This window comes from Streptomyces sp. NPDC004065, assembly GCF_044903565.1.
In the GTDB taxonomy this organism is placed as follows: domain Bacteria; phylum Actinomycetota; class Actinomycetes; order Streptomycetales; family Streptomycetaceae; genus Streptomyces.
Window position 1 is genome coordinate 15678 of sequence record NZ_JBJDQT010000003.1, and the last position, 13044, is coordinate 28721.

Below are 13044 nucleotides of genomic sequence, written 5' to 3' on the forward strand. Positions count from 1 at the left end.
CGGGTCACTCCGCCTTTCCTGTCCGCCCCTCGTCCGGACGTCGACGCCGGCCGGACGGGCCGGGCTCCGTGTCGGGGGCTCGCCCGGAGCTCCCGTTCGGGAGTTGAGGAACAGCCATGAGGACGACCGAGCACGTTCACGACCGCGACGGCCACGAAGACCCCACCCTCTACCGCACTCCGGCGGATGCCGTCGCCGCGGCCCCGGAGAAGCTCGCCTACGTCGTCGGTTTCGACCCGGCCGCACAGCGCGCGGACGCCCTGTTCACCGTCGACACCGACCCCGCATCCCCCGCGTACGGCCGTGTGGCCTCCCACACCGAGCTGCCCGACCTGGGCAACGAACTGCACCACTTCGGCTGGAACGCCTGCTCGAGCGCCCTCGCGCACGCCGGCCACGACCATGCCGCCCGCCGCTACCTGGTCGCGCCGGGACTGCGCTCGTCCCGGCTGCACGTCTTCGACACCGCCCCCGATCCCGCCCGCCCCCGCCTGGTCAAGGTGGTCGAGGCCGAGGAGCTGGCCGCAAAAGCCGGCTATTCGCGCCCGCACACATTGCACTGTGGTCCCGACGGAGTCTTCCTGTCCTGCCTGGGCGGCGCGGACGGCGCGGACGGGCCCGGCGGCGTCGCGCTCCTGGACCACGAGAGCTTCGACGTGCTGCGTGCCTGGGAGACCGACCGCGGGCCGCAGCAGTTCGCCTACGACGTCTGGTGGCATCTGCGCCGGAACATCGCCGTGACGAGCGAATGGGGCAGCCCCTCGATGATCGAGGACGGCGTGGTCCCCGAACTGCTGCTGGACCGCCGCTACGGCCACGCCCTGCACTTCTGGGAACTGGACTCCGGCCGGCATCTGCAGCGCGTCGAACTGGGGGACCAGAACCAGATGGTGCTGGAACTGCGCCCGGCACACGACCCCGAGGCGACCTGGGGGTTCACCAACACCGTGGTCGACGTGGAGGACCTGTCGGCATCGGTGTGGCTGTGGCACCGGGAGGGCGAGGACTTCACGGTCCGCAAGGTGATCACCGTCCCGGCCGAGCCCGCACCGACGGAGAGCCTGCCCCCGGCGCTGCAGCCGTTCGGCGCCGTGCCCCCGTTGATCACCGACATCGACCTGTCGGTGGACGATCACTGGCTGTACGTGTCCGCATGGGGAACCGGCGACCTGCTCCAGTACGACGTGAGCGACCCGTTCCGTCCGAGGCGGACCGCCGCCGTGCGGCTGGGCGGCATCGTCTCCCGGCAGCCGCACCCCGGCGAGCCGGACACCCAGCTGACGGGCGGGGCCCAGATGGTCGAGCTCAGCCGCGACGGGCAGCGCGTGTACCTGACCAACTCCCTGTACGCCGCCTGGGACGAGCAGTTCTATCCCTCGGGCATCGAGCCGTGGATGGTCAAACTCGACGCCGACACCTCGCACGGAGGGCTCTCGGTCGACAGCGGCTTCTTCCCGCACGGCACGGACTTCCTCGGACTGCGCGTGCATCAGACACACCTGCAGGGCGGTGACGCCTCGTCCGATTCGTACTGCTACCGCGACTGACGGAACCGGTTCGCCCCGGCGGCACCACGCGGAGCCCCGCCGCCGCAAGGCGACTCGGAGCCCCGCCGCCGCAAGGCGACTCGGAGCCCCGCCGCCCCCGCAAGGCGACTCGCAGGGAGGGGCCATGCACCCCGTGTCCCACGCAGCAGGCCCCTGTGCCGCGTGCGCGCACACCTCCGACGGGGGCGCATGGCAACTGCCCCCGACCGGAACGCTGGTGGCCGTCGTCCTGGTGGCCCTGGCCACCGTGGCCGGCGCCTGGCCGGCGCGCCGCGGACCGGGGCGGTCGGCGCTCGTCCTGGCCGCCGGGTCAGGGATTCTGCTCATCATCGCGGGCCTCCATGTCCTGCCCGACGCGTGGGAGGAGGCCCATGAGGCCGGCGCACCGCCGTGGGCGGTGCCGCTCACCGCTCTCGCCGCGTACGCGGTGATGGGTGCCGTGATCCGTAGCGGCTGCCCGTGCGAGCCCGGTCGCGCGGGCGGCATGGGCGCCGCGTCGGGCCTCGCCCTGCACCGCTTCCTGGAGGGGGCGACCCTCGCGCTGACCACCTCGGCAGGCGTGGTGGCGGCACTGCTGGTGCACGCGGCCGGCGAGGGACTGGCGCTGGCCGCCCTGCTGGGGACACGACCGGGACGGCGCATGGCTCCATGGATCGCACTGGCCTGCCTGAGTCCGGTCGCGGGAGCCTTCCTGACGAGCGCCCTGCCCATTCCGGACGGCCTCATGCCGCTGCTGCTCGCCGCTGTCGCCGGCGTACTCGCACAGGCGGCGCGGGTGGCGCTCGGACTCGTCCGCCGGCAGTGGCCCGCCGACCGGCGGCTCCTCGCGGCCCCGGCCACGACGGCGATGGCCGTCGCGGCCCTCCTCGGCACGCTCGTCGTCCTGGCCGGCGCGGTCCGCCGCTGAACGCGAGCCGCCGCAGCGGGAGAACCGCCGGCACGCTGGGCAGATCAGCACACGTCTCACATAGTGAAAGAGTGGCGTCCATCATATGAATGCCCTCTTGGGGTGGGTGCCGCCTTCTGCCACCATCCCTAGCAGCCAGGTAGGAAAAGTAGGGATCAGGGGGTGGCCGTGGGAGCGCTCAGTTGCGCGCACCGGGTGCTGCCCGTGCTGACCTCGCGTCGCCATGTCGACTTCGGGCGGATGTCCAGTGCCATCTGTCGCCCGGACCGAGACCTCAGGACGCGTTCCGCACTTCACTGATCACCCCTCCTGCCCCGAGAGGACACCTCTGTGTCTGCCGCAAGACCGCTCACAGCCCTGCGCACCCTCGCCGTCGCCGCCACGCTTCCGCTCCTGCTCACCGCGTGCGGCTACGGCTCCCGATCGACCGACGACGGCAAGCAGACCCCGGCGGCCGCGGCGGGCGCCGAAAAGCTCTCCGCCGACCAGGTGAAGATCGGCTACTTCCCCAACCTCACCCACGCCACCGCCCTGGTGGGTGTCCAGGAGGGCCTGTTCCAGAAGGAGCTCGGCGGCACCACGATCAAGGCGTCCACCTTCAACGCCGGCCCCTCCGAGATCGAGGCGCTGAACGCCGGTTCCATCGACATCGGCTGGATCGGCCCGTCCCCGGCGATCAACGGCTACACCAGGTCGGGCGGCAAGAACCTGCGGATCGTCGGCGGTTCCGCCTCCGGCGGCGTGAAGCTCGTCGTCGACCCGAAGAAGATCAAGTCACTGAAGGACGTCAAGGGCAAGAAGATCGCCACGCCGCAGCTCGGCAACACCCAGGACGTCGCGTTCCTCAACTGGATCGCGGACCAGGGCTGGAAGGTGGACCCCCAGAGCGGCAAGGGCGACGTCTCCGTCGTCCGCACCGACAACAAGATCACCCCGGACGCCTACAAGTCCGGTTCCATCGACGGCGCCTGGGTGCCGGAGCCGACCGCGTCCAAGCTGGTCGCCGAGGGCGCCAAGGTGCTGCTGGACGAATCCTCGCTGTGGCCCGGCAAGAAGTTCGTGATCACGAACATCATCGTGTCGCAGAAGTTCCTCAAGGAGCACCCCGACGTCGTCGAGGCCGTACTGCGCGGCTCGGTGAGGACCAACGCGTGGATCAACGCCAACCCCGAGAAGGCGAAGGCCTCCGCCAACTCCGCGCTGCAGAAGCTGTCGGGCAAGGCGCTGCCCGCCGCCGTCCTCGACCCGGCGTGGAAGTCGATCGCCTTCCTCGACGACCCGCTGGCCTCCACGCTCAACACCGAGGCGCAGCAAGCGGTCACGGCCGGCCTGCTGGAAAAGCCCGATCTGAAGGGCATCTACGACCTCACGCCGCTCAACAAGGTCCTCAAGGCCGAGGGCAAGGGAACGGTCGACGCGGCCGGTCTCGGCGCCCAGTGACGACCGCCCGTCCCCTATGAGCCCCCAGGAGGTGACGACCGTGGCCACCACGATCACCGGCACGGCCGAGGAGACCACGGCGGTGACGTACGCCGCCCGCATCGAGCACGTCTCGAAGTCCTTCCCCGCCCCGGGCACGCCCGGCGGATCGCAGCTCGTCCTGGACGACATCACCCTCGATGTCGCACCGGGCGAGTTCGTCACCCTCCTGGGGGCCTCGGGCTGCGGCAAGTCCACCCTGCTCAACCTGGTGGCGGGGCTGGGCCGGCCGTCCGCCGGCTCCATCACCACGGACGGCCGCCCGGCGCTGATGTTCCAGGAGCACGCCCTGTTCCCGTGGCTGACCGCGGGCAAGAACATCGAACTCGCCCTGAGACTGCGCGGGGTTCCGGGACCGCGGCGCCGGCCGGAGGCGGAACGGCTGCTGGGACTCGTCCGGCTGGAGGGCGCGTACGGCAAGCGGGTGCACGAGCTGTCGGGCGGCATGCGCCAGCGCGTGGCGCTGGCCCGCGCGCTCGCACAGGACAGCCGGCTGCTGCTGATGGACGAGCCGTTCGCCGCTCTGGACGCGATCACCCGCGACGTCCTGCACGACGAACTGACCCGCGTCTGGCAGGAGACGGGCGTGTCCGTGCTGTTCGTGACGCACAACGTGCGCGAGGCGGTGCGGCTGGCCCAGCGTGTGGTCCTGCTGTCCTCCCGCCCGGGGCGGATCGCCCGTCAGTGGACGGTCCCCCTTCCGCAGCCACGCCGCATCGAGGACGGCGCGGTCGCCGAACTGTCCGTCGAGATCACCGAGGAACTGCGTGAGGAGATCCGCCGCCATGGCCGGCACTGACACCGGAGCCGCCCCCGGGAAGGGCGCCACCGCGGCAGCCGGGGACCCCCGGACGGCCGTGGGTCTCGCCGGAGTGGAGGCCGGGCTCGACGTCCTGGACTCCGTGCGGACCGGTCCCGGCCGAGCGCCGCTGCGCGAGATCCTGATGCGGAAGGTCCTGCCGCCCGTCACGGCCGTGGCGCTGGTGCTGGCCGTCTGGCAACTGCTGGTGTGGGCGGGCGTCGCCCCCGACTACAAGCTGCCCGCGCCCAGCGCCGTGTGGGGCGAGGTGCGCGACGCCTGGGTCCAGGGCACACTGCTCGGCTACATCTGGACCAGCGTCTCGCGCGGCCTGCTCGGCTTCCTGCTGGCGCTCGCCATCGGCACGCCGCTCGGCCTGCTGGTCGCCCGGGTGGCGTTCGTCCGGGCGGCCGTCGGACCGGTTCTGTCGGGCCTGCAGTCGCTGCCGTCGGTGGCGTGGGTGCCGCCGGCGGTGATCTGGCTGGGCCTGAACGACTCGATGATGTACGCCGTGATCCTGCTCGGCGCGGTCCCCTCCATCGCCAACGGCCTGGTCTCGGGCATCGACCAGATCCCGCCGCTGTTCCTGCGGGCCGGCCGGACGATGGGCGCGACCGGGCTGCGCGAAGCGCGGCACATCGTGATGCCGGCGGCGCTGCCCGGCTATCTGGCGGGACTCAAGCAGGGCTGGGCGTTCTCCTGGCGGTCCCTGATGGCCGCCGAGATCATCGCCTCCTCCCCCGATCTGGGCGTCGGGCTGGGCCAGTTGCTGGAGAACGGGCGCAACAACTCCAGCATGCCGCAGGTGTTCCTCGCCATCTTCCTGATCCTGCTCGTCGGCATCGCCATCGACCTGCTGCTCTTCAGTCCGCTGGAGCGGTGGGTGCTGCGCGGCCGCGGCCTGCTCGTCACCCGCTGAGCGGAACCGGTCCGCTCCCCGCCCGTCCCCCACGCGCGCGACCTGCCCCGCCGGCAGGTCCGTGCGGCACGGCACCGGCCCGCACGGCCTCACCGCCGCACGCGAAGCCGGTGCCGTGCCGTGCCCTGCCGTACCTGCCGTGCCGCAGCCCAGCCGGCTGTGCCGCTGAGCCGGCTCTGCCGCCGTGCCGCCCTGCTGCCGTACTGCCGTACTGCCGTACTGCCGTGCCGCCGTGCCGCCGTGCGCCGCGAACGGGTCCCGCCCGTGTCGGCGCGTGCGGCGGGAAACAACTGCGCGACCTCGCGCACCGGCCGCCCCGCCGACTCCCGTGAACCGCGGTCCCGGTGCCGGCAGATCTCCCCGCACGTCCTGCAAAGCCCCAGTTCAGAGGGGCATCTGTGGGTGCGTCAGGTGGCGCAACATCCCGGCAACACCCCTTTCCCTACCAGATGGATATGGTTCAAAACATGTCACCCACCGACCGCATCCGGGACCGCGCCGGCCAGGGCGCGACCACCGTCGCCGCCCACCGTGCGCGGCGGCGACCGCGTGCGGACCGGGCTCGCCAACTCGCCGACCTCCTGCGCCACCAGCTCCTGGCCGGCGGGTTCCCCGACGGCGCGCTTCCGCACGAGACGACCCTCGCCGCGGACTACAGCGCCTCCCGCAACACCGTGCGCCAGGCCCTCGACCTGCTGCGCGCCGAGGGCCTGGTCCAACGCCTCCCCGGCGTCGGCACGGTCGTCGTGGCCGAGAAGTACCCCCACGGGCTGGACCGCCTGATGGGCCTGGCGGAGACCCTGCGCGAACACGGCCACGTCACCAACGAGATCCGCGCCATGGGCCCCGTGCCCGCCCCGTCCCCGGTGGCCGGCCGCCTGCACCTGCCGCCCGGCACCGACGTCCTGTGCATCGAGCGTCTGCGCCGGCTGAACGGACTGCCCCTGTCCCTCGACCTCACCTACATCCCCCTCGACCTCGGCACCGGCCTGCTGGGCGAGGACCTGGAGAACACGGACATCTTCCGGCTCCTGGAGACACTCACCGGCCGGCGCCTCGGTCACGCCGAGATCAGCCTCGAGGCGGTGAACGCCGACGCCCACTCCGCCGCCGTACTGCAGGCACCGCGCGGTGCGGCCGTCCTGATGCTGGAACGTCTCACCCACCTCGCCGACGGGCGACCCGTCGACCTGGAATTCATCCGCTTCCGCGGCGACCGCATCTCGATGAGCGGTCTGCTGCACCGCTCCCTGTAGACACCCCCGCTCGCGCACAGACCTGGAGACAGCCATGCCCTTGGCGCCCCAGCGGGCCGACGTGCCCGTGACCATCGACGAGTCCAAGTGCATCGACGGCTGCACGCTCTGCGTGGACATGTGCCCGCTGGACTCCCTGGCCATCGACGACAGCAGCGGCAAGGCGTACATGCACGTCGACGAGTGCTGGTACTGCGGCCCGTGCGCGGCCCGCTGCCCCACCGGAGCCGTGACCGTCAACATGCCCTACCTGCTCCGGTGAAAGGCCCGAACCCCATGAAACGCACCGCACTCGGCGCTGCCGCCGCCCTGCTCCTCGCGTCGCTCACCGCCTGCGGCGGCGACGCGGCCGGCGCCGACGGCTCCACCGTCACGGTCACCGTCGGCTACCAGTCCAAGACCATCAACACGGTCACCGCGGGCACGCTCCTGCGCTCCCTCGGCTACTTCGAGAAGCGGCTCAACTCGCTCGGCGACGGCCACACCTACAAGGTCGACTGGCAGGACTACGCCACCGGCGCCCCCATCACGGCCCAGATGACCGCCGGCAAGATCGACATCGGCTCGATGGGCGACTTCCCGCTCCTCATCAACGCCGCCCGCGGCCGGCAGCTCAACCGCCCCACCCGGCTGGTCTCCGTCACCGGCTACAACCTCCGCGGCGGCCTCAACACCATCGTCACCGCACCCGACTCCACGATCGACTCCCTGGAGGAGCTGAAGGGCAAGAAGGTCTCCACCAGCGTCGGCTCCGCCGCCGACGGCACCCTCGTACGGGCCCTGCAACGCGCCGGCATCGACCCGGACCACGGCATCCACAAGCTCAACCAGCAGCCCGCCGTGGGCGCTTCGGCCCTGACCGCGGGCAGCGCGGACGCCCTCTCGCAGTTCGTCGCCTGGCCCGGTCTGCTCACCTACCAGGGCAAGACGAAGGCCCTGTACGACGGCGCCCAGTTGAACCTGCCCACCTTCCACGGCGTCACCGCCCGCGCGGACTTCGCCGAGGACCGGCCGGCCGTCCTGGAGGCCTTCCTCAAGGCCCAGGCCGAAGCCACCGACTACCTCAACTCCCACCCGGTGGCCGCCGCCGAGAAGGTCGCCGAGGCCACCGGCCTGCCCGCCGAGGTCGTCTACCTCTACAACGGCGCCCACGGCATCTCCACCTTCGACCCGTCCGTCAAACCGCGCCTCGTCTCCGCGCTGAAGCAGGACGTGCCGGTCCTGAAGGCGGCCGGGCTGACCGGCGACATCGACGTCGACTCCTTCGTCGACGACAGCCATGTACGCAAGGCCCTCAAAGCGTCGTACGCCGAGCGGCTCGCCGCCACACCGCCCGCCGCCGCGGGCGAGGTCTGGCCCAAGGGCGCCGGGAAGACCAGGTCCTTCACGTCCCCGGCGCGGCTGCTGGCCTATGTGGCCGCGCATCCGAAGGGCGTCCGCGCCGCCTACGTGCCCGACGCCACCACCGGCACCCTCTGGTTCGCCGACAAGGCGGTCTGGGTGGCCGACGGCGGCAAGCTCCTGCCGTTCCTCGCCCCGGAGACCGCGCAGGCGTACGTGTCCGCGCACGGCGGCGCCCGCGTCATCGGCTACGCCGACGCCCTGGAGCGTGCCGCATGAGCCGGCCCGCGCCGCGAACGGGCCGCCGTCGGCGGCCCCTCCCGCCGGCCGGCCGGTACGCGCTGCGCCTGGCCTCCGTCGCGGCCGCCCTCGGCCTCTGGCAGCTGCTCACCGGCCTGACGTCGACCTGTGGCTGCGCTTCTCGCAGTTCCCCACCGTCATCGACGTGGCCCACGCCTTCGCCGACCGCCTGGCCGGGGCGGACTACTGGACGGACCTCACCGACAGCCTGACGCGCATCGTCACCGGCTTCCTGCTGGCGGCGGTGCTGGGCATGGCGGTCGGCGTGCTCGTGGCCCGCTCCCGCCCGGCCGAGGACCTGCTGGGGCCCCTGCTGGAGGTGGTGCGCCCGATCCCGGCGATCGCCCTGGTACCCGTCGCGATCCTGCTGTTCCCCTCCAACGAACAGGGCATCGTCTTCATCACCTTCACCGCGGCGTTCTTCCCGGTCCTGGTCTCCACCCGGCACTCCGTCCGGGCACTGGCCCCCGTATGGGAGGAGGCGGTGCTCACCATGGGCGGCGGCCGTCTGCGCGTCCTCGGCTCGGTCGTCCTGCCGGGCGCCCTGCCCGGCATCTTCGGCGGCCTGTCGGTCGGCATCGGCGTCTCCTGGATCTGCGTGATCTCCGCCGAGATGATCTCCGGCCAGTACGGCGTCGGCTACCGCACCTGGCAGGACTACACGATCGTCAACTACCCCGGTGTCTTCGTCGGCATGGTCACGATCGGTGTCCTCGGCTGGCTCACCTCCACGGCCGTCGAGCTGCTCGGCCGGCGACTGACCCGCTGGCTGCCCCGCACGTCGTACGTCCCCGGAACCCGGCCGGCGGCACCGCGCGCGCTCCTGTCCGCCCGGCCGGCCCCCGCCGCCGTCCACCCCGAACAGCCCTCCTGCACCGAGGAGGCACGCGATGAGCACCTCGTCTGACACCACGGCCGCACGTTCCACGACCGCTCGCTCCACCGCCGCAGGTCCCGCGGCCGGCCCGGCGCCGGCGCCCGTGGGCGGCACCCGGCTCACCCTGCGCGACGCCACGCTCGGCCGCCCCCAGGCGCCCGTCCTCTCCGGCCTCGACCTGGACGTCGCACGGGGTGAGATCCTCACCGTCGTCGGACCCTCCGGATGCGGCAAGTCGACCCTGCTGCGCAGCCTGGCGGGCCTGCTGCCGCCGCTGGCCGGACGGATCGACCAGGACGGGCACCCGCTGGCCGGCCCCTCGGCCGAACGCGCCCTGGTCTTCCAGGAGGACGCCCTCCTGCCCTGGCGCACTCTGCGCGCCAACGTCGAACTCCCGCTGGCCGTCCGCCGCGTCCCGCGCGCCCAGCGCCGCGCCCAGGCCGAGGAGTGGCTGGCCCGGGTCGCGCTCGCCGGCCATGCCGGCCGGCTGCCGCACCGTGTCTCCGGCGGGCAGCGCCAGCGCGCCCAACTGGCCCGCGCCCTGGCCGGGCGTCCGCGTGCCGTCCTCATGGACGAGCCGTTCGGCGCCCTCGACGCCCAGACCCGGGCCGGCATGCAGGACCTTCTCGTGGAGGTGCTGCGCGGCACGGGCGCGACCGTCGTCTTCGTCACCCATGACGTGGACGAGGCCCTGTTCCTCGGTGACCGCGTGGCCCTGCTCGGCGCCGGCCGGCTGCTCGCCGTACGGGATGTGCCGCGCCCGCGCGACCGTACAGCCCTCGGCGATCCCGCCCGCGTGGCCCTGCGCCGCGACGTCCTCACCTCGCTCAGCACGTGAAAGGCACCCCGGTGAATCCCCGCGCCCACACCCCCGCGCAGTCCCCGCGCATCCCCGCTCTCACCGACGCCGAGGAACTGGCCTGCGACGTCCTCGTCATCGGCGGCGGCACCGCCGGCACCATGGCGGCCCTGACCGCCGCCGAACGCGGCGCGAACGTCGTCCTGCTGGAGAAGGCGCACGTCCGCCACTCCGGCGCCCTCGCGATGGGCATGGACGGCGTCAACAACGCGGTCGTCCCCGGCCGCGCCGAACCCGACGACTACGTCGCCGAGATCACCCGCGCCAACGACGGCATCGTCGACCAGTCCACCGTCCGCCAGACCGCCACCCGGGGCTTCGCCATGGTGCGGCGGCTGGAGTCGTACGGGGTGAAGTTCGAGAAGGACGAGCGCGGCGAGTACGCCGTCCGCCAGGTCCACCGCTCCGGCTCCTACGTGCTGCCCATGCCCGAGGGCAAGGACGTCAAGAAGGTCCTCTACCGGCAGCTGCGGCGGCGCGAGATGCGCGAGCGGATCCGCATCGAGAACCGGGTGATGCCGGTGCGTGTGCTCACCGCCGGGGGACGGGCCGTCGGGGCGGCCGGCTTCCACACGCGCACCGGCGCGTTCGTCGTCGTGCGGGCCGGCGCGGTGATCCTGGCGACCGGCGCCTGCGGCCGGCTCGGACTGCCCGCCTCCGGCTACCTCTACGGCACCTACGAGAACCCGGCCAACGCGGGCGACGGCTACGCCATGGCCTACCACGCCGGCGCCGAACTCACCGGCATCGAATGCTTCCAGATCAACCCGCTGATCAAGGACTACAACGGCCCCGCCTGCGCCTACGTCGCCAACCCCTTCGGCGGCTACCAGGTCAACCGGCACGGCGAACGCTTCGTCGACTCCGACTACTGGTCCGGCCGGATGATGGCCGAGTTCGCGGCCGAGGTCGCCAGTGACCGCGGCCCGGTCTACCTGAAGCTGAGCCACCTTCCGGAGGAGTCGGTCTCGGCCCTGGAGTCGATCCTGCACTCCACCGAGCGCCCGACGCGCGGCACCTTCCACGCCGGCCGGGGCCACGACTACCGCACCCATGACGTCGAGATGCACATCTCCGAAATCGGCCTGTGCGGCGGCCACTCCGCCTCGGGCGTGCGGGTCGACGACCACGCCCGCACCACCGTCCCGCGCCTGTACGCCGCCGGCGACCTGGCCTGCGTGCCGCACAACTACATGATCGGCGCGTTCGTCTTCGGGGACCTGGCCGGAGCGGACGCGGCCCGGTACCGCGCCTACGAGGGAGCGTTGCCCGAGGAACAGCTGCGCGAGGCACACGAGCTGATCTACCGCCCGCTGCGCCACCCGGACGGCCCGCCGCAGACCCAGGTCGAGTACAAGCTGCGCCGCTTCGTGAACGACTACGTCGCCCCGCCGAAGTCCGGCGCCCGCCTCTCCCTCGCCCTGGAGGCCTTCGAGCGGATGCGCGACGACATCGCCGCGATGGGCGCCCGCACCCCGCACGAGCTGATGCGCTGCGCCGAGGTCACCTTCATCCGCGACTGCGCGGAGATGGCCGCACGCGCCTCCCTGGCCCGCACCGAGTCCCGCTGGGGTCTCTACCACGACCGCCTCGACCACCCGGAGCGCGACGACGCGTCCTGGTTCCACCACCTCGACCTGCGCAAGTCGCCCACCGGCGCCATGGAGTTCACGGCCCGCCCGGTGGCTCCCTACCTGGTCCCGGTCGACGGCTGGGCCCCGGCCGGCGGCCGCTCCCGGCACCTGGGCGAGGTCCAACCGGAGCCCGTGGCGACGGCTGGGGCCCGGGAGGCCGCGCCGGTGGCACCGCGCCGGGAACCCACCCCGGCCGGCCCAGCCGCCGCGGCCCGCGACGGCGCGGACGCACAGGCCACGCCCCGGCTGCTGGAACTGCTCTCCCTCGCGGAGGCCGAGCCCGACCTCACCGTGCTCGCCCCCTATGTGACGGACCCGGACGCCGGTGTGCGCCGGACGGCCGTCACGGTCCTGACGGAGGTGGTGCCGCCGGGCACCGGACCGGCACTGGCTTCGGCGCTCACCGATCCCGACGCCGGCGTCCGCACCGCCGCTGCCGCCTCGCTGCGCGAACTCGTCCAGACACTGCCCCCGGACCCGGCCCTGCGCGAGGGCCTGGCCGCCGCCCTGTCCGGGACGGATCCCACCGTCCGCGCCGCCGCACTGGACGTGCTGCGCGCCCTGCGGCTCGGCGACGCCGCGTTGTACGCGCCCTCGCTGGCGGATGCCGACACCACCGTACGCGTCGCGGCGGTGCGCGCGCTGGTGTCGGCCGACGCCGCCGCGGAGGTGGCCCGCGCGGCGGCCGTCGACCCGTCCCGCGAGGTGCGCGTCACGATCGCCAAGGCCCTGGCCACCCTGGGCACCGGCTCGGACACGGCCCGCTCGGCGCTGGCCGCGCTCGTCGACGATCCCGACGCCCTGGTGCGGGGGGCCGCCTACGAGGCCCTGGGCACGACGGGCTGCCCGGCCGCCCTGGCCGCACGCGCCCGTGCGGCCCTGTCGGACCCGGCCTGGCAGGTACGGGCAGGCGCCGCCACCGCCCTGTCCGTCGCCGGCTCCGCTCTCGCCGTCCCGGCCCTGGCCAAGGCCCTCGCCGATGTGAACGCCGACGTCCGCAAGGCCGCCGTACTCGCCCTCGCCCGGCACCGTGCCGTCGAGGACGCCCGCGCCGCCCTGGCCACGGCCACCACGGACACCGACGCGGACGTCAGGGCCTTCGCGGCGCGCGCGCTGTGACCGCGCC

10 protein-coding genes and 1 pseudogene are annotated in these 13044 nt (G+C 73.0%); all 11 read left to right on the forward strand.

Annotation, left to right across the window (positions count from 1 at the left end; genetic code table 11):
- Nucleotides 1–116 precede the first annotated feature (116 nt).
- The 11 genes and pseudogenes from ACI2LW_RS06290 (at nt 117) to ACI2LW_RS06340 (ending at nt 13037) form a co-directional block, all read left to right on the forward strand.
- On the forward strand, nt 117–1547 hold the full coding sequence (locus ACI2LW_RS06290; RefSeq protein WP_404729988.1) for a selenium-binding protein SBP56-related protein: 1431 nt from the start codon (nt 117–119) through the stop codon (nt 1545–1547).
- Nucleotides 1548–1680: 133 nt separating this feature from the next.
- The gene (locus ACI2LW_RS06295; protein ID WP_404729989.1) at nt 1681–2454 is read left to right on the forward strand and encodes a hypothetical protein; all 774 of its coding nucleotides are present in this window, start codon (nt 1681–1683) and stop codon (nt 2452–2454) included.
- A gap of 330 nt (nt 2455–2784) precedes the next feature.
- Nucleotides 2785–3894: an aliphatic sulfonate ABC transporter substrate-binding protein gene (locus ACI2LW_RS06300; RefSeq protein WP_404729990.1), complete on the forward strand. Its 1110-nt coding sequence runs from the start codon at nt 2785–2787 to the stop codon at nt 3892–3894.
- Nucleotides 3895–3910: 16 nt separating this feature from the next.
- Complete coding sequence (locus tag ACI2LW_RS06305; protein WP_404729991.1) at nt 3911–4732, forward strand: ABC transporter ATP-binding protein; 822 nt, start codon at nt 3911–3913, stop codon at nt 4730–4732.
- Entirely contained in the window at nt 4719–5651 is a 933-nt protein-coding gene (locus tag ACI2LW_RS06310; protein WP_404729992.1) for an ABC transporter permease, read from the forward strand. The genes ACI2LW_RS06305 and ACI2LW_RS06310 overlap by 14 nt, the downstream gene beginning before the upstream one ends.
- A 467-nt stretch (nt 5652–6118) precedes the next feature.
- Nucleotides 6119–6907: a GntR family transcriptional regulator gene (locus tag ACI2LW_RS06315; RefSeq protein WP_404729993.1), complete on the forward strand. Its 789-nt coding sequence runs from the start codon at nt 6119–6121 to the stop codon at nt 6905–6907.
- Between the two features lie 34 nt (nt 6908–6941).
- Entirely contained in the window at nt 6942–7169 is a 228-nt protein-coding gene (locus tag ACI2LW_RS06320) for a ferredoxin family protein (protein WP_016437651.1), read from the forward strand.
- A gap of 14 nt (nt 7170–7183) precedes the next feature.
- Nucleotides 7184–8527 carry an ABC transporter substrate-binding protein gene (locus ACI2LW_RS06325; RefSeq protein ID WP_404729994.1) on the forward strand — a complete coding sequence of 448 codons (1344 nt, stop codon included), beginning with the start codon at nt 7184–7186 and terminating at the stop codon, nt 8525–8527.
- Nucleotides 8524–9455 (forward strand): annotated as a pseudogene (locus ACI2LW_RS06330) (ABC transporter permease). The gene ACI2LW_RS06325 and the pseudogene ACI2LW_RS06330 overlap by 4 nt, the downstream one beginning before the upstream one ends.
- Nucleotides 9439–10263 (forward strand): ATP-binding cassette domain-containing protein, encoded by an 825-nt coding sequence (locus ACI2LW_RS06335; RefSeq protein WP_404729995.1) that lies wholly within the window; start codon nt 9439–9441, stop codon nt 10261–10263. The pseudogene ACI2LW_RS06330 and the gene ACI2LW_RS06335 overlap by 17 nt, the downstream one beginning before the upstream one ends.
- Nucleotides 10260–13037 (forward strand): fumarate reductase/succinate dehydrogenase flavoprotein subunit, encoded by a 2778-nt coding sequence (locus tag ACI2LW_RS06340; protein ID WP_404729996.1) that lies wholly within the window; start codon nt 10260–10262, stop codon nt 13035–13037. Before ACI2LW_RS06335 ends, ACI2LW_RS06340 begins: the two co-directional genes overlap by 4 nt.
- Nucleotides 13038–13044: the final 7 nt, after the last annotated feature.

Bases quoted from the DNA above. Each gene is read 5' to 3' on its own strand.
- ACI2LW_RS06290 (WP_404729988.1), top strand. From the start codon at position 117: ATGAGGACGACCGAGCACGTTCACGACCGCGACGGCCACGAAGACCCC.
- ACI2LW_RS06305 (WP_404729991.1), top strand. From the start codon at position 3,911: ATGAGCCCCCAGGAGGTGACGACCGTGGCCACCACGATCACCGGCACG.
- ACI2LW_RS06310 (WP_404729992.1), top strand. From the start codon at position 4,719: ATGGCCGGCACTGACACCGGAGCCGCCCCCGGGAAGGGCGCCACCGCG.
- ACI2LW_RS06315 (WP_404729993.1), top strand. From the start codon at position 6,119: ATGTCACCCACCGACCGCATCCGGGACCGCGCCGGCCAGGGCGCGACC.
- ACI2LW_RS06320 (WP_016437651.1), top strand. From the start codon at position 6,942: ATGCCCTTGGCGCCCCAGCGGGCCGACGTGCCCGTGACCATCGACGAG.
- ACI2LW_RS06325 (WP_404729994.1), top strand. From the start codon at position 7,184: ATGAAACGCACCGCACTCGGCGCTGCCGCCGCCCTGCTCCTCGCGTCG.
- ACI2LW_RS06335 (WP_404729995.1), top strand. From the start codon at position 9,439: ATGAGCACCTCGTCTGACACCACGGCCGCACGTTCCACGACCGCTCGC.